Genomic DNA, 17,991 nt, shown 5'->3' with positions numbered 1-17,991 from the left:
ATTCTTGGCTCCGATAGCCTTCGGCGATGGTGAGATGAGCTTTCAATACCCGCCCAAGCAGACAGGGCTGGGCTCTCTCGAGAAGTTGCGCTCTTCAAAATTATCCGGTCAAGACGGAAGAGATCGTTAGCGATACGCATATTGGATCACCCGGTATACGCTATCATCTGGATGCGTTCGCGAGTTCTGCTCAGTGAGTGCGGTCGATCTTCAAAAAGGTTCATCACAATGGCAAATCCTCCCCGCCGACCGACTAATCCGATGGCCGCTGCTGAAGCGGCCTTTAAGCCAACCAAGAAATCGGCCTCACCGGTTCGCGTGGCGTCGGCAGCTCCAAATCTCAGGGAGCTCGTTTCAATCAGGATTGATCGAGCTGTACTCGACCATTTCCAGGAGGAGGGCGCAGGCTGGCAGGACCGGATAAACGAGGTATTGCGGCAAGCTATCCTAAAAAAACCGGCTGTCTCCGGGAGCGAGCGCTCAGATGGCGACTGACAGGACCTAGAATTGTCGATCAGCGCGTGAGCACTTTACGTCCTGCACCAGCACGTTTGTGTAAGTAACCTCCCTTCGCAGTAGGCGCGGCGTCGTCTAGATCATCGAGGGACAACGTAGCGAGATGCGATTGAGGCTCTGTTCGCCGAGCGTATTGCGCGCATCGTCAATGAAGACGACCGTCGAAGTTCGTATCCCGCATCTGTGCGCATGCGGCGAGCCACGTCATGCTTCGTGAGCCTACTCCGATGGGCCGTGGCGCACTTGGAAACAGCCGACGCGTTGAGCGATCCAGTATTATATATCAAAGCCGTGTTGCGAGCATTATTCTGCATCAAATAATTGACCAGCCAAGTGCAGCGCTCTAGATACAGTATCGTGATTGTTATCACGATTATGATCGGGATCCTGTATCATGGCCTATCAAAGCGAAAGCCTGATCGCCCAGGCACGCGAGACCCGCGAGGCTTCCGGTGTCAGTCAGCGTGCCCTTAGCGAACGGGCCGGGCTCACGCAGAGCCATATCTCCCAAATTGAGAGCGGTAAGATGGAGCCAGGGCTGTCGAGCTTTATCGACATGACCCGTGCGCTCGATCTCGAGGTCATGCTCGTGCCGAAGAAGCTCGCGCCCGCGGTATCTGGCTTGGTCAAGGCGCAGTCAACGCCCGACATGCATATCCACACCGGTCAGCCCAATGACAAGCGCTTTGGCCGCGCGGAGCGCTTGGTAAAGAAAATGAAGCGCGTTTACGGGAGCTCGGCCGATCTAGATCGCCTGGAAGAAACAATTCGTTTTCTGCGGCGGGTGAGGTTGAGCGATCAAGAAATGCAGCTGATTCGCGAACTGATCGCCCGCCTCGAGCACCATAAGGTGAGCGCGCAGGCAGCACCCTTCATCCGTGATATCGCGCAGAACCTGGAGCGGCTGCGCAACTCACTCGCCCATGCGGCTCCGTCGGAGCCGCGACCCGCCTATTCGCTTGACGACGAAGATGCCGATGCCTGACGTCTCGGTTCTCGACGTACGGCTCTACGACGAGCCGATCGGGACGCTAACCCATCTGCAGGGCGATCGCACGCTCTTTGCGTTCAATGAAGATTACGTCGAGAACCGGAATCGACCCACCCTCAGCCTGTCATTCAAGGACGATCTGGGTGGCCTCGTCACCAAAATCTCCCCGACCCAACGGGTTGTGCCGCCATTCTTCTCGAACCTGCTGCCGGAGGGCAGTCTGCGCCGCTATCTCGCCGCGCGGGCCGGGGTCAATCAGCAGCGTGAATTCTTCTTGCTCTGGGTGCTGGGCCTGGACCTTCCCGGGGCATTGTCTATCCATCCAGCCGTCGGTAACGCTTTGCCACCGGGTGCCGACGAGGATCTGCCGGAAATCGCCAAGCCAAACGCGTTGCGCTTTTCGCTTGCAGGTGCGCAGCTCAAATTCTCCGCGTTCGAGAACGCCGGGAAGGGCGGAGGCCTGACGATTCCCGCCGAGGGCGTCGGCGGCTCTTGGATCGTGAAGCTCCCGTCCCAGCAGTTTACTGGCGTTCCTGAAAACGAGTTTTCGATGATGACGATCGCGGGAATGATCGGCATGGATGTTCCGGCCATCAACCTGATCGATCTCGATGCGATCGCTGGTATTCCAGAAGGCGTGGGGGAACTCAGGGGACAGGCTCTTGCGGTCAATCGCTTCGACCGAACCGGCGACGGCGCAAGACACACCGATGATTTCGCGCAGGTGTTCGGGGTCTTCCCGGACGACAAGTACAAGCGGGCAAGTTATGCCAACATCGCGCGCGTGATCGGCAACGAGGCTGGACATGCCGGCGCTGCCGAGTTCATTCGTCGCCTCGTGTTCAGTGCTCTAATCGGCAATGGCGACATGCACCTCAAGAACTGGTCGCTGATCTATCCCGACCGGCGGACTGCCGCGCTGTCGCCTGCCTACGATCTAGTGTCGACCATCCCCTATATCGAGGGCGAGGACACGGCCGCACTCAATTACTCTCGGACCAAGAAGATGGCCGAGCTTGATATGGATGAACTTAGGCATTTGGCGGCTAAGGCGCTTCTGCCCCAAAAGCTCGTCATCGACACCGCCGCGGAAACCGTCCGGCGTTTTCGGCAGGTCTGGCAGGCCGAGAAGGGGCATCTTCCTATCGCCGCCAGGGTCGTGAAAGCGATCGATGCACACGCCCCGACCATGCCGCTTTACCACGAACTTGGATGACGGAAGTCCCGCCCACGAACACGCGTCACAGACTGTTGTCGGATCATCACAGAGGTCAAGAACGCCGTCGGGACTACACCTTGCTGGAACCGCGGCTGCGAGAGTCATTGCCACAGCCCAATCGTGATGCCTGCTGATCGGTTGAGATTTGAACTTGATACGGCTTGTCGGACCCGGTCTTGCTCTCTCGAGATGGAACATCCAGTGGCGCTGGTCGTCTTCTACGATACGACGATCCCGGTAATCACACCGCCTGTTGTATCGCGCTGTTCGAGGCGGCGAGCATCGCCGGGGTGCACTGGTGGCCCGTCCGGCTCAATGCGGTTCGACTTGCCGACCGTCACCTATGGCGTGCCGTTCATATTGCTTGCCTATCCGGGCATTTCGGCCCCGCCCACTTGCAAAATATTCGTCATGCTGGCCACAATGGCGATAGCTATCGCACATGCTATCATAGGCGCATGTCGCTGAGACGAGTTCCCCACCATGACTGATCCGCATTGGCGCAACTACGCAGATTTTTATCGGAGATCCGGATATTCCGGTTTTCGTCAAGAGCATCGGCACTCCAGTGGCGTCAACCGCTTTGCCATGATCATGGTCGACCAGCAGCCTCATTCCTTCCATGATCCTGCCGTCGGCGAGACGATCATTGCAATTCCACTGTCATCCGACCGTGACTATATCTGGCGCTGGAGGCTTGACGGACAAGATTTCGCCCGCGAAGCCAGCAGCGGTGAGACGATCATCATTCCATCCGGCGTTGAAAGCGAGTGGGAGGTTGGGGTCGCACGAAAGGTCCTCATCCTCACCGTGCCAGATGCCACCATGCAAAGCACCCTGAGGACCGATTCAACGGTACGAGTACGCGACTCGTTCGAGGGATTCGCCGGCAGGATTTTGGTGGATTCGTTTGTCCATACTGCGATGACCAGGCTATGGGACGCTCTTGCGTCCCAGGACGCCATGGAACGACGGGTTGGCGGTTGCCTGTTGCCGACCCTTCTGTGGCACCTGCTCTCACAGCTTGGAGAGCAGCGCCATCTTACCGACCAGGTTCATTTGCCGCTTTGGCGACTGCGGCGTGTCGAAGAGTTCGTCGAGGCTCACCTGCAAGAGGACATTGGCGTAAAGGACCTTGCGAAAGCCGCAGACCTCAGCGCCAGGCACTTCACTCGCAGCTTTTTTCGGGAGCTTGGCACGACGCCGCATAAATGGCTTATGAAGCGGCGCTTGGAGCACGCCTGCAAAATGCTTGTATACTCGAGCCAGACCATCGCAGATGTCGCGCGCAACTCCGGATTTGCTAGCCAAAGCCACCTGACATACCAAATGAAGCAGATCTGCGGAACGACGCCCAACCGTTACCGCGATCTTTACAAAGGGCATACTGGGACGCTTTGAGCGCTGCGAACACGTCGCGCATTGCGACACTCATTGTAGGTGGAAGCGATAGACAAACGTCGCCAGGAGCATCGGGCGGTGACCGCCGAGCGCACGATCCACGGAGAAATAATGAAAACCAGACCACTCGAGTCGGGAGATGCACCCCCGCGGCTGAACCTTGTCGGCGCCGGCAGCGTCGGTTGCACGCTTTTCCGATTGTTTGCTGCCTCGAATAAATTCGCTGTCCAAGACATATACGGGCGCGACGAAACCCGCGTTGCTCAAGCGGTGTCCTTCATCGGAGGTGGCGAAGCCAGGACGTCGCTGTCGGCAATGCGCCCAGCTGACGTCTGGTTCATGACAGTGCCGGATAGAATGATCATGCCTGTCGCGCGTGAGATTGCCTCCGAGGCTTTATCCAGCCCTGCTATTGCGGTTCACTGCAGCGGCTTCCTGCCGGCGTCGGAACTTTCTCCCCTGTCACGCTTGGGATGGGGCGTGGCAAGCGCGCACCCCGTGATGACGTTTGCAGACAAGGAAGCTGCGGTTGATGGGTTTCCGGGCACTTTTTGTGGAATGGAGGGAGACCGCTGCGCCGTCGATCGTGTCGCGGCCATCCTGGCAGCGATCGGCGCGAAGCCATTTGCAATCAAGCCTGGAAGCAAGACCCTCTATCATGCCGCAGCGGTGCTTTCGAACAACCTGGCTGTTGTGCTACAGGCGGTGGCACGCGAGGCATGGGCGGAGGCAGGCGTGCCGGATGAAATCTCGCCGATGCTCAACGCCGCATTGCTCTCATCGACGGTGAAGAACGTGACTACCATGGGGCCGGCGGCCGCTCTCTCGGGCCCTGCTTCTCGTGGAGACTGGTCAGTCGTCGAACAACAGGCTCAGGCGCTGGATCAATGGCATCCAGATGCCGGACGGGCCTATCGAAGTCTGAGCGTCATGGCGGGACGCCTCAAGCAAACAGGGTCAACGCTTCAGTCTGAAGGGTACGACCCAACGCGCCGCGTTTCTGCAGAGCCGACATGACAGCTCCGCATCGCAAATATCACTAGCGAGCCCTACGTTTCATCGTCGCGCCTTTCGGCGGTCGGGCGCACAGACAGCGCCCCATGCCGCGCTTTTCTATGCACCCCGGCTTCCGTAGACTGAATCGGGTTCTTTCCGTCGCCACTCCGAGCCGCAGTGTACGGCGACAGCAGAGCATAGAAGGGCGTTATGGGAAAACTGGTGTCATTACCGCGAGATCTGCACGAATTCACTATCGTCCATGATTGAACATCTCCCCGCACGACAGTTTCCCGCAAGAGGGAACGTCGTCGGATTCTTAGATTTTGGTCAAAAACCCCACCATAACTCTAGCTTGGAGAGGAGCATGCAATGCCCTTGAGTGTAATCAGAACTACGATGTTGGCGCTTTCCATTTTTGCAGGAGGAGTCCTCGGCGCCTCTGCTGATGTACTCAGCGACGTCACCCAGCGCGGAACCATACGGATCGCGGTTCCTGAAGATTTCCCGCCCTACGGTGCGATGGGCCTCGACATGAAGCCCACCGGATATGATGTCGACGTGGCCAACTATGTCGCGGAAAAGCTGGGAGTGTCCCTGGAACTGGTGCCGGTGATCGGTTCGAATCGTATTCCGTCGCTCCAGACCGATAAGGTCGACTTGATCATTTCCGTTCTCGGAAAATCGCCGGAGCGTGAGGCCGTGATCGACTTTGCCAATGCCTACGGCGTTCTAAACAACTCCGTATTCGCGGAAGAGGATTCCGGCATCGCCGAAGCTGCGGACCTCGCGGGCAAATCGGTATCGGTGCTGCGCGGCGGCATCGCTGACATGCTGATAACCGAGATTGCCCCGGCAACGTCGGAGATCAAGCGCTATGAGGACGAGACCAGCAATACGCAGGCGTTTCTTTCTGGACAAGTGGATGCTATCGCTACGGGTGACATCATCATTAACGCGCTCAAGGCCCGCTCGCCACGTCGCATGCCTGAAGAGATGTTCATTCTTAATACGTCGCCGCTCTATGTCGGCGTGAAAAAGGGCGAATCCACCATGATCGCGAAGGTCAACGAGATCATCGCCAAGATGATCGCGGATGGAACCTTGGAGAGCATTTCCCAAAAGTGGTTGGGTCGTGGCATTCCGGATAAGATGTAAACTAGAGAAGGGCGCGTGCGACGCCCGGAATCCTGCGCCAAGGCATGATACAGAGCTTCGATTTCACCTTTCTGGATGACTACGTTGATCTGATTGTCAGTGGCATCGTTACCACCCTGGTTCTTATCACAGTAGGTGCTGCTCTAGGGCTCTCGGTCTCCGTGTTATGTACCTGGGCGAGGCTGTTTTGCCCCGTCTGGGTACGCGCGCTCGTGACAGGGTATGTCGAGTTCGTTCGAAATACCCCCTTCCTAATCCAGTTGTTCTTCATATTCTTCGGCTTGCCCCAACTGGGGATCAGCATGTCGGAGATGACGGCAGCCATTGTGGCTATGACAATCAACCTCGGCGCTTATGGCACCGAAATCGTGAGAGCAGGCGTACAGGCGACACCCAAGGGCCAATGGGAATCGGCCGTCAGTTTGGGTATGACCCGCAACCAGGCGTTCTGGCGTGTCGTCCTGATCCCCGCGCTGCAAAAGATGTGGCCAACCCTGTCGTCTCAGATCGTGATCGTCATGCTTGGTTCGGCGGTCGTGTCACAGATCGCGGTCGAGGACCTGACATTTGCTGCAAATTTCATTCAGTCCAGAACATTCCGAGCGTTCGAAATCTACTTTGTCGTAACTGCAATCTACATCGTTCTTGCATTATTGGTACGACTAGCGCTCCGCTTCATCGGCCTCAGGTTCCTGGGTGAAGGAGAGCCATCGTGACAGATTTCACCTATCAAAACATAGTCTACGCGCTGGTACTCGGTGCACGCTGGACGGTTCTTCTTTCACTGACGGCATTTCTGTTCGGCGGGATGCTGGGGCTGGTGCTTATGCTGGCGACGATCGCCAGGCAGGCGCTGCTGAGATATCCGGCGCTGGCGTTCATATGGGTCATTCAAGCGACACCGCTTCTGATGCAGCTCTTTTTGATCTTTTTTGGTCCCGCGCTATTCGGCGTTAACCTCCCGGCATGGTTGGCGGCAAGCATTGCGTTGACGCTTTGGTCATCAGCGTATCTGGCAGAAATCTGGCGAGGATGCATACGGTCTGTACAAGCTGGGCAGACGGAGGCCGCGCTATGCCTGGGCATGCTGCGCCGGCAGGCCCTGCGCCATGTCGTGTTTCCTCAGGCGGTCCGCATGGCGCTTCCACCCACCGCTGGCTTCCTCGTCCAGATCGTGAAGAGCACAGCGCTTGCCTCGATCGTTGGGTTCACGGAACTGATGAAGACCGGAACAATACTTTCGAACGTGACGCTCGACCCTTTCGCCGTCTACGGCCTCGTGGCGGTGATCTACTTCTGCCTGTGCTACCCGCTATCGCTCGCAAGCCGCAAGATGGAGACGGTTTTCGATGTCACTCGTTAAGATCGATAGGCTCTGCAAGAGTTTTGGAGCGCTTGAGGTTTTGCGCGACATCAGCTTGGACATACAACGTGGCGAAGTCATTGCGCTGATTGGAAGAAGCGGGTCAGGGAAATCGACCTTCCTGCGTTGCATAAACGGGCTCGAGAAAATGGACTCGGGGACCATCAGCGTCGATGGAGAAGTGGTCGAGCCGGACGAACGCAAGCTGCAGAAACTCAGGCTCAAAGTCGGGATGATCTTCCAGCAGTTCAATCTCTTTCCGCATCTAACAGCGCTTGATAACACTGCGCTAGCGCTCAAGGTCGTGAAGGGCATGAGACCCTCTGAGGCGCGCAGTATCGGTCTGTCTAGGCTGGAAAAAGTTGGCCTTGCTCACCGCGCCGATGCAAAGCCGCACCAGCTTTCTGGCGGCCAACAGCAACGCGTAGCGATCGCTCGCGCACTAGCCATGAGCCCTGTGGTGCTGCTTTGCGATGAGGTCACTTCGTCGCTCGATCCAGAACTTGTTGAGGAGGTCCTCCAAGTCATTCGGCAACTGGCTGAAGAAGGGATGACCGTCATCATGGTCACTCATGAAATGTCTTTTGCGCAAAGTGTTTGTTCGCGGGTTGTGTTCATGCACGAGGGCAGACTTCACGAAATGGGTCCTCCGGAGGAAGTGTTCGGCAATCCCAAGACAGCGGAATTGCGCCAGTTCCTTGGGCAGACTTCGAAATCCGCAGAGATGCGCCGATGACACTACGCCCGACCTCCCCTGATAATGACAGGACTATGATTTCGACCGATGTCGATTTTGACATGCCCGGACTGCAATTTGGCAAGCTGCGCGTGCCGCATTCCGTGCATCGGTCGGCATATGGCCACATTCAAATTCCGATTGCGGTGGCAGCCAATGGGCACGGTCCTACGGTCCTTCTGACCGGGGGGGTTCACGGCGATGAATATGAGGGGCCTATCGCGCTGGCGCGTCTTGCCCGCGAGATCGATGTTAACCGAGTGACCGGACGCATCATCATCGCACCGACACTCAACCATCCCGCCTTCGTCGCAGGGACACGAGTGTCGCCTATCGACGGGGTCAATCTCAATCGTATATTTCCGGGCCGCCGCGATGGCACCATCACCGAGATGATCGCGCACTACGTCACGGCCGAGTTGCTGCCGCGTGCGGACTGCCTGATTGACCTTCATGCAGGTGGCAGTTCGCTGCAGTACCTCCCAACACTGCTCGCGCCGCGTTGGTCTGATCCGCAGAAAGCCAGTCGCGTCGAAGCTCTAATCGACGCGTTCGAGCCTGAGAATGTCATCTACTTCGATTCCGTACGCGCTCTCAGCGGGGAAGACAGGGTGATCGGAAACTATGCGCACCAGAAAAACGTCGATTTTCTAACCGGCGAATTCGGCGGCGGATCTAGCGTGAACATCGACGGGCTCTCCACGGCAGAGAAAGGAATTCGTGGAGTCCTGGCACACCTGGGCGTGTTGCCCGCAGATCAACGTGCCACCCCCCGCGACCGTGGTATTCGGCGCTTTGCCATGGATGATCCCGGCCTTTATGCATTCGCGGACCGGCGAGGCTTCTTCGAACCAAGATTCGCTCTGGGCCAGACGCTTCCTTCAGGAGCCGTTGCTGGGCTGATTCACGACATCGACAATCCCTGGTCGGCGCCTGTGGTGGTCCATTTCCGTACAGGCGGCATCGCGATGTGCGTGAGGACGTTCTCGCTGGTCGAAGCCGGCGATTGCATCGGGCATCTGGCGAGCGAGATCTAAGGCGCAAAACTTCACCAAACAGACGCGCGCTTAATGGATGCGCCTTCATGTGCATGCGTCATCGCACGCTACCTTTCAACCATACCGATGGCGATCTATCGCTTTGAGACCTTTCCGAAGGAACGTGCATGAGGCGAGTCGGCTCATTCGCGATCCATAAGAGCGAAACACAAGTCAGGAGAAGGTCCATTGAGCATCAACGCCGACATTACGGATACCGGTGGACTTAATTCCGGGGGGCCGGTGAAGATCACGCGCTCGACAAAACTGGCTGCGCTTCCCCAGCCTCCCTATGGCTTCGGCAATTACTTCACTGACCATCTGGCAACCATGCGCTACACCGAGGACGCTGGCTGGTCGGATCCACAGGTGGTGCCCTTCGGCGAGATTTCGTTGCATCCGTCAGCAGCCGGCTTCCAGTACAGCCAATCGATCTTCGATGCTTTCAAGGCGCACATGCAGCCAGACGGAAGCCTCGCAATGTTCCGCCCTGACGCGCATGTGTCCCGCCTGAACCGTTCCGCCGCCAGAATGTGTATTCCGCAGGTCGACCCGGCAGCACTGATACGGCTGATAGAGCGACTGTGCGACGTGGACCGGAGGTGGGCGCCTTCTGACCCCGGCAGCGCTCTGTATGTGCGCCCGACGATCATTGCAACAGAAGGCTTCGTCAGCTTGCGACCGGCACGCGAGTACCTCCTGATCGTGTTCCTGTCGCCCGTAGGAGACTTCTTTGCTGAAGGCAGCGATCCCATTCGGATTCTTGCGAGCGACGAGTTCGTCCGCGCCGCGCGAGGTGGAGTTGGATCCGCCAAGACAGGCGGAAACTACGCAGCAGCCATGTACGCCTCGCGTGAGGCAGCGGATCGCGGGTTTTCCCAGATCCTATGGCTCGATGGCGTGGAGCGGCGATACCTGGAAGAAGTCGGCTCAATGAACATCTTCGTCAAGATCGCAGGCAAGGTCCGCACGCCGCCGCTCTCCGACTCCATCCTGGCTGGCGTCACACGGGATACTGTTCTCAAGCTGTTGAAGGACAACCAGGTGGACTGCAGCGAAGAACCGATCGCTATCGACGAGTTATTCCAAGCCCACGAAGTTGGTGAACTTGACGAAGTCTGGGGGACGGGCACCGCAGCGATCATCTCGCCGATCGGTCGGATCGCCTATAAGGATAAGGAGGTGCTGATTTGTGGTGGTCGAAGTGGACCAACGACGGATTGGCTCTACAAAAAGCTTCTGGCCGTGCAAAAAGGCATGGACAACGATCCTTATGGATGGCGCGCTACGGTGCCGGATTCTGACTGAAAATGTCTTCTCGATCCGATTGCGACAGTCGAGACGATGCTTCCGCTACGACGGGAACGCTGCATCTGCACTGACGGCGGTCATGAGTTCGGCAGACCTGACCAGCCGGCGACCTAGCTTGAAACTCACGATGGCACCTCGACGCCGGAAGCGGCGGCCACCCACCGCATCAAATATGAAAAGTCCTGATCGGCCGACCCGGCGTAAGTGTTGCCGCACCGGCGACGATCCCGCGGGCATCGATGCCGTAGTGCCGGTAGAGTTCTGCGATCGAGCCCGTTTGCCCGAAATGTTCGACACCGAGCGAGCGCGTGCGATGGCCGTGTACGGAGCCTAGCCAAGCCAGCGCAGCAGGATGACCGTCAATCACGGTGACGATCCCGCAGTGCGGCGGCAGGTCCATCAATAGCCGCTCCACATGGCACGTAGCGCTGGTGAGGCCGCCTTCACGGGCACGCTGTGCGGCCGTCCAGCCAGCATTGAGACGGTCAGCGGACGTGACCGCGAGCAGCCCGACATCGCGGCGATCTTCCGCCATGAGTCCGATCGCTTCGATGGCCTCTGGCGCCACAGCGCCAGAGTAGGCTACCACGACCTGCGCGTTCGGCCCTGGACGCCGCAGCCAATACCCACCATTGATGATATCACCCTGCAAAGCGCTGTTCATCTCGCGCCTCGGCTGGTCGATAGGGCGGGTTGACAGCCGCAGGTAAACCGAGCCGCCGATGGCGTCGCGCAGCCATGTGGATGCATCAGGCTCCTCGTTGCCGTCCCGTTGCATATATTCGAATGCCCAGCGCATCATTACGGCCAGTTCATCGACGAAAGCCGGCTCGAAGCTCGCCAGCCCATCTTGCGCCATGCCGATCAGCGGTGTTGCGATCGACTGATGTGCTCCGCCCTCCGGCGCGAGCGTCACGCCAGATGGCGTCGCAGCCAGCAAAAACCTGGCGTCTTGGTAACAGGCGTATTTGAGCGCATCGAGACCACGCTCGATGAAGGGATCGTAAAGCGTGCCTACCGGTAGTAACCGCTCTCCAAAGATGGAATGAGACAGACCCAGCGCCGACAGCATGATGAACAGGTTCATCTCTGCAATGCCAAGCTCCATGTGCTGGCCGTCGGGGGAAAATGACCAGTTGAACGTCGACGGAATACGCTCCGCCTTGAAAAGATCTGCGGTCTTTTCTTTCGCAAAGAGGCCACGCCTGTTCACCCACGCCCCCAAGTTCGTGGAAACGGTGACATCGGGCGAAGCCGTGACCACGCGGTCGGCCAGCCTGGTGTCAGACTTGCCGATCTCGTGCATCAGAAGCCCGAAACCTTGCTGGGTAGACATCACTGGCTGAGCTCCGTAGGCAAGCGCATCGGGAACCTCGATGGTGTCCGCCTGGAAACGACGACGCCCTTTAGCTGCGAATGGTACGGCTTTGAGGAAGTCGCGGATTTCAGGTTCTGGCATCTTCATGGCTTCGAGTGGTTCCCACTCGAAGCCTTCCCGCACGCCCATTTCCTCGCGCAGCGCTTCGACCTGCAATGGCGTCATCAGCCCCGCGTGATTGTCCTTGTGGCCAGCAAGTGGAAGCCCGAAACCCTTGATGGTATAGGCAATGAAACATACCGGCCGGTCGTGCCCGCGCGCTTCTTCGAATGCCTCCAAAAGTGACGGCAGGTCGTGTCCGCCGAGATTGCCCATCAGTGCCGCCAACTCGTCATCGGAGCGCGCGTCGATCAGTTGCGATACCGGTCCCTGGTCGCCGATGTCGTCCAAGAGGCGCTTACGCCACGCAGCGCCTCCTTGGTAGGTCAACGCCGAGTAAAGTTGGTTCGGACATTGATCGATCCAGTCGCGTAACCTGTCGCCGCCTGGCTCTGCGAAAGCCGCTTCTTGCAGCTGTCCATGCTTCAGGACGACAACCTCCCAACCGAAACTCTGGAAAACCGCCTCGAAGCGAGCCCACAGCCCCTCACGAACCACTGCGTCGAGGCTCTGGCGATTGTAGTCAACGATCCACCACGTGTTTCGCAGACCATGCTTCCACCCCTCGAGCAGAGCCTCGAAGATATTGCCTTCATCCATCTCGGCATCGCCCAGCAGGGCAATCATCTTTCCTTCGGGCAGATCTGGTGCCCAGCTCTTGGATTGCACGTAGTCCTGGACCAGCGAAGCAAACAGTGTCTGGGCAACGCCCAGTCCGACCGAGCCGGTGGAAAAGTCGACGTCGTCGACATCTTTGGTGCGAGATGGATACGACTGCACCCCTTTGTAGCCGCGGAAGTTTTTCATCTTATCCAGCGTCTGGTGTCCCAGAAGATACTGGATCGCGTGAAAGATCGGGCTGGCGTGCGGCTTGACGGCGACTCTGTCTTCGGGACGCAGGGCGGCAAAATAGAGGGCCGTCATGATTGCCGCGGTTGAAGCTGACGACGCTTGATGGCCGCCAACCTTTACACCATCACCATTGTCTCGCAGATGATTGGCATTGTGGATCATCCATGTGGCCAGCCAAAGGACCTTGCGTTGGAGATCCGTCAAAATTCTGAGGTCGGTCATTCGTGTTTTCCTCTCCTGTACCGACCCTATATCCATCTCCGCAGCGAATGCGGCTAAAGTTGCGCCCGAACGTCGCGTGAGTTAGCTAGAATCATCAACTTCATCCGCTTTCTTGGTGATTCATGCCACAATCGGACTTGGACGAGATTGACCGAAGAATCCTGCGCGTACTGCAGGCTGATGGTCAGATCACGACCGCTGAACTGGCAAGTCGCGTGGGGCTGTCTCCATCTCCCTGCGCGCGCCGCGTGCGGCTTCTGGAGCAGGCTGGGGTCATCAAGGGATACGCCGCGATCCTCGACCAGAAGAAGGTCGGGCTTCCAATCAGCGCCTTTGCCTCAATCAAGCTCGAGCGGCAGCGCGAGGAAGACCTCGAAGCATTCGCCGATGCGGTTGCGCGCTGGCCCGAGGTCGTTGACTGCTATCTGATGACCGGGCAACGCGACTATTTGATGCGCATCGCGGCGGCTGATCTTGAGGCCTACGAGCGGTTCCTCAAGGACAAGTTGACGCGCTTGGACAATGTTGCATCGATCGAGACCAGCTTCGCACTTGGACAGGTCAAGCGCGCGGAAGTGTTGCCGTTGATCTGAGCCACGAGCGTGGCTGTTGCCCGTGTCGTCATGCCTACGGTGCGCCATTTTTGTCCGACCTCCAGATCCGTCTTGAAGCCTGGACCCGGTCTGGGGCGACCGCAGTTCGAGCTGAAAGTCCTGTTGAACTGCGTGAGCGATATGACCTCAAGGGTATTTTGCCTTTCTGGAGATACCTGAATGGGACAGACTGACGAGCTGTGCCCCTGCACCCGGATGTGAAAGCCCACAACAGTCTAGAACAGGTTACGTCGGTGCGGTTGGCCCGGCCCCCGCAAAAGCGGGTTCTTCGGTCGCGATGTGACGGCCCAAGACCTTGAACGCTTGCACGATTGTGCGTGGCGAACAGAGGACTGGACGTGCAGCAGTAGAGTTCCGTCGTCACGCCTGGCATCAACAACCTTGCCCGCTCCCCGCAGCTTCGACGTGGAGGGGTTGGGCTGGACAGCGATCGTCGAGAATGAGGAGATCATCTTCTACCGGATGAACGGTTTCGGTCTCGGCACATTCAGCAAGCCGGCCCTTGAACTGGATATGGGCTGCACAGGGCTTTCGGTGCCTGGTGCATTCTCGCTGGGCCAAAACGTGCCCTCCCATGACGACGTCATCGCCGTCATGCAACAATTGGCAAAGACAGGCGGGCGTATGGGCCGGGGAGGTGACGCACCGCCGCACGCCGGATAGATACCGCGGTTACGTGGCCACCCCGACGAACATGGCTGGGATATCGCCTGTAATCCGGCGTGGACCATTGATGGACCGTGATCGGTAACCTTCGGACTGTAGCACCGAGTTCATTCTGACCCATTCAGTGCAGGGTTGCTGGACAAGCTCCTGCGGCCGTGTGCTGGTTTTACATTTAGGTCAGGGGCCTGGCCTGATGGCGCTGGTCGGGCGCCCAGCTGCCGATACGGCAAGGTCACCGTATTCGACCCTCGATGCCTTCCGGGCCAGGTGGCCTGCCGGAGAAGCCTTCGAAGCCAGCGCCAACTGCAGGCGGTTTCGTGACACCCGCGCAGCGTTCGATTGGCCAGAGCCAGTCATTTGTCAGGACGCGCCTCGGCATCGTCAGATGGTGATGGTAATTCCGGCAAGCTGCCCGGCTTCCCTGAGGGCTGCAAGCGAGCCGGGCGAGGTCGCAAAATGTTCCGAGCTCTGGACGGAAATCGAATCCGGATCGAGGCGGGCCCCGAACAGGATGATGCACTTCTCTTCGTCGAAACGCCGCGAGGTCCAGATCATTCCGTCAAGCGTGGGATCCGAATCGTGGATTGCCGCCGCCCACAGGCTTGTTTGCGGGTATAGGGACCTCGGGGTATCGATCAGGTCTTTTCGGGTAAGTCCCCAACGGTTCAGGTCCGGTTCGAAGAGCCGCGCCAGCTTGAGATCGCGATCGACCTCTATGCACGACACGGCTCGCTGTTCCACTTCGACCATCGACACGGACTTGAAGGTCGCGGCTGGATCGATGTCATGGAAGATCGTTTCGTAAGCCGCGCAAGCGAAGGTGGTTCCGGCATACATCGTTGGAACCTGCGATCCGGCGCTTGCGAACGGGGCAAACCGCGACGACCCCATACCGGGATTGAACTCCTCCGCCTGAAAGCGACGCGCATGGATCCGGTGCAGGCGCGTGCCGACGCGGATGGTCATCGCGTTGCAGGAAAGCGACGCAGGCGGAGGAGGGAGGGATGTCAACCTGCAGGCACTTCGTTCAGGTGCCTTGCGGCCGCTATCGCCGCTGCCGGATCATCAAGCGTGGACTGGGGCGCGCGGCCATCTAGCCAGCTGTTGCTGGAAACGAACCAGAAGGCAATCTGCCACGCGGTCATCTTCGACGGCAGCTCGGAAAGGATCTGGGCGATGGCCGGGTCAGGTTTCCCGTCCCTGAACTGGAAGGCTGGATAGAGCTCCTGGCGCCGCGCGCTCACCGAAAATACCTTGCGCTCAGATTTCCATCTCGAAGCGGTGACACTTCTGTTTTGGGCGCCGTGCCCTGCCATGTCAGCCAACTCACTGGAGGTAAGGCAGCGGACCTCCTCCAGGAATTTCACCCGCGCTTTCGCATTGTCCAGTTCGATCTTCGAATGGACCGCGCCCATGGGATCATTCGCGGGGAGCATCGCTTCGACGAGCAGTTCCAGCTTGCGTCCGGAAAACTCCTCTCTCTTCGCCTGGACCATTTCGTGAATCGTCGTGAAAAGTTGGACCGCGGCGGGATCGACATTGTCTGAAAACACGAAGTCGTGCGTCTCGTTCATCGATCGATTCACGATCGCTTTTATCTTCCGCTTTCGCGCCTGCAGAATCGACGCAGCGGTCCGGCGCATTTTCTTCTTGGCAGGCTTCTCCTTCGGCTGTGCGTCTTCCTCGACTAGCATTGCCGCGACAGCAGCCGTCACTTCCTGTGCGACCACGGAAGAGGAGGCAATCCGAGAACTGACCGGCGATGTCCGGCTCATTGTAAACTCCGTAAACTGTCTATCGGGTTACATAGCTTACTGAGGCGCCATTTTCAACATGCCCGCTCAGCTCACGGGTTCGCGTTCCTCGGATGGCATGGGCTGGCATCGATAGGTTAGAGGAAAGTCGGGTCGCAAGCGTCCGGCAACGACGGTTTGGCTTCTCTATACGGACGACAGGGAAGTCTCCGTGACGGCCGGATGGCGTTAGGATCGTCGTTCCGAAGCCGGCGCCGGTCATCATGCATAACGACGATCCGCACGAGCAACTGGAACGACCCTCACTATCTGCATCCGGCGAATGCCGGATCACGCTCGGCGAGCTGACCTCCTGCACGGACGGCAAACTGGTCGTCGCCGAATGCATCGAAACGCAGCTGCCACGTCACATAGAGAACGTCGCCAACGGCCTGAAATGCAGATGCATCTGTCCCGGCTGCCGCCACAGGATGGTGCCCATCAGGGAAAACGGCGCCGTCACTTCCAGCACGCCGCCGAGGGAGCGGACTGCAGCTCCGCGGGCGAGAGCGCGCTCCACAGATGAGCAGGACCAACCGCGAATGCTGCATTTTCTCAAGTTCGTGTTGGATTGTTCCTGCACGCGACGTGAGCATCCTGATCGGCGCTGCGGCCGGATGATGAGTTCCATAAGACATCTTATGCAGCAAGAACTCACACCGCAAAGTTGGAATGTCCTGTTTCTGCAAAGTTAGAATCCCCGCGCGTGAACCGTGCGCAGAGGATTGCGGATGGGATTGATGGCGATGAGCGATCGCGATCTGCATCGTATCGAGGTTCCTTCCAAGGTCAGCGAGCGATTAATGGCGGTGGCCGCGGCAGCGACCGTTCTGGGGTTGACCCGTCGCCAGATGCAAAGGCCACTCAAGACATTCATAAGCGATGGAGCTCCGGCTTTGCGTCACAAGGCACGCATCGGCCATTCCGTTGGTTTGCGGGCTCTGGCCCGGCGTCATTCTTCACTTCAGGCCGATGTCACGGGCCATCGCATTAGTCTCATGGGCGAAGTAGCCCGATCCTTTATCGCTGAGCCACTCGATCGTCGCGGGCCGCTGACTGATCTGGCCGAACGGCTTTCAACGGCGGTGACGATGAGGTTGCGCACGTCCCCGCCCCTGATTCCCTGCGTGGTGGCGACATGAGCGATGGGCTCGCGGTCGCAGCAGTCGAGTGCGAAGGCGACGCGCACCTTCTCACCATTGTCGCAGCCGATCTCCAACCGTGCGGCCGCCGATCGCGCCGAACCGCCATCCTGGACAACCCCTATATTAGCTGAGCGCGCAAATCCTCTTCATTTGAGCGAGGCATTCAAACCTCCTGTCCGAGCCCAAGATTTGCATCAATCCGCCTCGGCGTGTATCCCTTCAATGAACCGGGGAGAACGAAAAAATGCTCTATTGTCATGCAATTGAAGCGGGCCGTACGCTACCTGGGTAATATATTTGAGCAGGGAGATTACAGCGGGATGACTTTATACTTCTTTTCCTTCGAGGGTACCGTGGAAGGCACTGCCGAATCCGGCACGAAGATCGGCTACAATGGACAGGCCCAAGATTCGACGGAATTGAACGCTTGGCAAGCGTCGATTGGCGGGGACGCGATTTTCGTCCCGATCAATTCAGCCGAGGCGTATTCGGCG

At 58.4% G+C, this 17,991-nt stretch carries 17 protein-coding genes and 1 pseudogene; 13 read left to right on the top strand and 5 right to left on the bottom strand.

Going from position 1 to position 17,991, the window contains the following annotated elements; all coding sequences use genetic code 11:
* Positions 1–228 precede the first annotated feature (228 nt).
* From AAFN84_RS21000 to AAFN84_RS20950, 11 genes are all read left to right on the top strand, one after another.
* Positions 229–495: a BrnA antitoxin family protein gene (locus AAFN84_RS21000; RefSeq protein WP_347516656.1), complete on the top strand. Its 267-nt coding sequence runs from the start codon at positions 229–231 to the stop codon at positions 493–495.
* Between the two features lie 415 nt (positions 496–910).
* Entirely contained in the window at positions 911–1,501 is a 591-nt protein-coding gene (locus tag AAFN84_RS20995; RefSeq protein ID WP_347516655.1) for a helix-turn-helix transcriptional regulator, read from the top strand.
* On the top strand, positions 1,494–2,723 hold the full coding sequence (locus AAFN84_RS20990) for a type II toxin-antitoxin system HipA family toxin (protein ID WP_347516654.1): 1,230 nt from the start codon (positions 1,494–1,496) through the stop codon (positions 2,721–2,723). The genes AAFN84_RS20995 and AAFN84_RS20990 overlap by 8 nt, the downstream gene beginning before the upstream one ends.
* 486 nt (positions 2,724–3,209) lie before the next feature.
* Positions 3,210–4,127, top strand: coding sequence for an AraC family transcriptional regulator (locus AAFN84_RS20985; RefSeq protein WP_347516653.1), 918 nt, complete (start codon positions 3,210–3,212; stop codon positions 4,125–4,127).
* A 111-nt stretch (positions 4,128–4,238) separates the two neighbouring features.
* On the top strand, positions 4,239–5,144 hold the full coding sequence (locus AAFN84_RS20980; RefSeq protein ID WP_347516652.1) for a DUF2520 domain-containing protein: 906 nt from the start codon (positions 4,239–4,241) through the stop codon (positions 5,142–5,144).
* A gap of 378 nt (positions 5,145–5,522) precedes the next feature.
* Positions 5,523–6,281 carry a transporter substrate-binding domain-containing protein gene (locus AAFN84_RS20975; RefSeq protein ID WP_347516651.1) on the top strand — a complete coding sequence of 253 codons (759 nt, stop codon included), beginning with the start codon at positions 5,523–5,525 and terminating at the stop codon, positions 6,279–6,281.
* A gap of 44 nt (positions 6,282–6,325) precedes the next feature.
* Positions 6,326–6,997 (top strand): amino acid ABC transporter permease, encoded by a 672-nt coding sequence (locus AAFN84_RS20970; RefSeq protein WP_347516650.1) that lies wholly within the window; start codon positions 6,326–6,328, stop codon positions 6,995–6,997.
* Positions 6,994–7,644 (top strand): amino acid ABC transporter permease, encoded by a 651-nt coding sequence (locus AAFN84_RS20965; protein WP_347516649.1) that lies wholly within the window; start codon positions 6,994–6,996, stop codon positions 7,642–7,644. The genes AAFN84_RS20970 and AAFN84_RS20965 overlap by 4 nt, the downstream gene beginning before the upstream one ends.
* Positions 7,631–8,380 (top strand): amino acid ABC transporter ATP-binding protein, encoded by a 750-nt coding sequence (locus AAFN84_RS20960; protein WP_347516648.1) that lies wholly within the window; start codon positions 7,631–7,633, stop codon positions 8,378–8,380. Before AAFN84_RS20965 ends, AAFN84_RS20960 begins: the two co-directional genes overlap by 14 nt.
* A 35-nt stretch (positions 8,381–8,415) precedes the next feature.
* A complete protein-coding gene (locus AAFN84_RS20955) occupies positions 8,416–9,417 on the top strand; it encodes a succinylglutamate desuccinylase/aspartoacylase family protein (protein WP_347516647.1) in 1,002 nt (333 codons plus the stop codon).
* Between the two features lie 189 nt (positions 9,418–9,606).
* The gene (locus tag AAFN84_RS20950) at positions 9,607–10,725 is read left to right on the top strand and encodes a branched-chain amino acid aminotransferase (RefSeq protein ID WP_347516646.1); all 1,119 of its coding nucleotides are present in this window, start codon (positions 9,607–9,609) and stop codon (positions 10,723–10,725) included.
* Between the two features lie 169 nt (positions 10,726–10,894).
* On the opposite strand, the gene AAFN84_RS20945 is transcribed toward AAFN84_RS20950, so the two are convergent.
* Positions 10,895–13,279 carry a transketolase gene (locus AAFN84_RS20945; protein ID WP_347516645.1) on the bottom strand — a complete coding sequence of 795 codons (2,385 nt, stop codon included), beginning with the start codon at positions 13,277–13,279 and terminating at the stop codon, positions 10,895–10,897.
* 122 nt (positions 13,280–13,401) lie between these two features.
* On the opposite strand from AAFN84_RS20945, the gene AAFN84_RS20940 reads away from it, so the two are divergent.
* Positions 13,402–13,872: an Lrp/AsnC family transcriptional regulator gene (locus AAFN84_RS20940; protein WP_347516644.1), complete on the top strand. Its 471-nt coding sequence runs from the start codon at positions 13,402–13,404 to the stop codon at positions 13,870–13,872.
* 402 nt (positions 13,873–14,274) lie between these two features.
* The gene (locus tag AAFN84_RS20935) at positions 14,275–14,556 is read left to right on the top strand and encodes a hypothetical protein (protein WP_347516643.1); all 282 of its coding nucleotides are present in this window, start codon (positions 14,275–14,277) and stop codon (positions 14,554–14,556) included.
* A gap of 384 nt (positions 14,557–14,940) precedes the next feature.
* Here AAFN84_RS20935 and AAFN84_RS20930 read toward each other — a convergent pair whose 3' ends face one another.
* The 4 genes and pseudogenes from AAFN84_RS20930 to AAFN84_RS20915 form a co-directional block, all read right to left on the bottom strand.
* Positions 14,941–15,525 (bottom strand): RES family NAD+ phosphorylase, encoded by a 585-nt coding sequence (locus AAFN84_RS20930; protein WP_347516642.1) that lies wholly within the window; start codon positions 15,523–15,525, stop codon positions 14,941–14,943.
* A 41-nt stretch (positions 15,526–15,566) separates the two neighbouring features.
* Positions 15,567–16,334: a hypothetical protein gene (locus tag AAFN84_RS20925; protein WP_347516641.1), complete on the bottom strand. Its 768-nt coding sequence runs from the start codon at positions 16,332–16,334 to the stop codon at positions 15,567–15,569.
* A 385-nt stretch (positions 16,335–16,719) separates the two neighbouring features.
* Positions 16,720–16,983, bottom strand: a complete 264-nt coding sequence (locus AAFN84_RS20920; protein WP_347516640.1) for a hypothetical protein — start codon at positions 16,981–16,983, stop codon at positions 16,720–16,722.
* 268 nt (positions 16,984–17,251) lie between these two features.
* Positions 17,252–17,568, bottom strand: a pseudogene (locus AAFN84_RS20915) (DDE-type integrase/transposase/recombinase); the annotation flags it as partial.
* Positions 17,569–17,991 lie beyond the last annotated feature (423 nt).

Source organism: Mesorhizobium sp. CAU 1741 (genome assembly GCF_039839275.1).
Lineage (GTDB): Bacteria > Pseudomonadota > Alphaproteobacteria > Rhizobiales > Rhizobiaceae > Aerobium.
This window is presented reverse-complemented; position numbering and strand designations above follow the sequence as displayed.

Coding starts and splice junctions, on each gene's coding strand:
- AAFN84_RS21000 (WP_347516656.1), top strand. CDS start 229: ATGGCAAATCCTCCCCGCCGACCGACTAATCCGATGGCCGCTGCTGAA.
- AAFN84_RS20995 (WP_347516655.1), top strand. CDS start 911: ATGGCCTATCAAAGCGAAAGCCTGATCGCCCAGGCACGCGAGACCCGC.
- AAFN84_RS20990 (WP_347516654.1), top strand. CDS start 1,494: ATGCCTGACGTCTCGGTTCTCGACGTACGGCTCTACGACGAGCCGATC.
- AAFN84_RS20985 (WP_347516653.1), top strand. CDS start 3,210: ATGACTGATCCGCATTGGCGCAACTACGCAGATTTTTATCGGAGATCC.
- AAFN84_RS20980 (WP_347516652.1), top strand. CDS start 4,239: ATGAAAACCAGACCACTCGAGTCGGGAGATGCACCCCCGCGGCTGAAC.
- AAFN84_RS20975 (WP_347516651.1), top strand. CDS start 5,523: ATGTTGGCGCTTTCCATTTTTGCAGGAGGAGTCCTCGGCGCCTCTGCT.
- AAFN84_RS20970 (WP_347516650.1), top strand. CDS start 6,326: ATGATACAGAGCTTCGATTTCACCTTTCTGGATGACTACGTTGATCTG.
- AAFN84_RS20960 (WP_347516648.1), top strand. CDS start 7,631: ATGTCACTCGTTAAGATCGATAGGCTCTGCAAGAGTTTTGGAGCGCTT.
- AAFN84_RS20955 (WP_347516647.1), top strand. CDS start 8,416: ATGATTTCGACCGATGTCGATTTTGACATGCCCGGACTGCAATTTGGC.
- AAFN84_RS20945 (WP_347516645.1), bottom strand. CDS start 13,279: ATGACCGACCTCAGAATTTTGACGGATCTCCAACGCAAGGTCCTTTGG.
- AAFN84_RS20940 (WP_347516644.1), top strand. CDS start 13,402: ATGCCACAATCGGACTTGGACGAGATTGACCGAAGAATCCTGCGCGTA.
- AAFN84_RS20930 (WP_347516642.1), bottom strand. CDS start 15,525: ATGACCATCCGCGTCGGCACGCGCCTGCACCGGATCCATGCGCGTCGC.
- AAFN84_RS20925 (WP_347516641.1), bottom strand. CDS start 16,334: ATGAGCCGGACATCGCCGGTCAGTTCTCGGATTGCCTCCTCTTCCGTG.
- AAFN84_RS20920 (WP_347516640.1), bottom strand. CDS start 16,983: ATGGAACTCATCATCCGGCCGCAGCGCCGATCAGGATGCTCACGTCGC.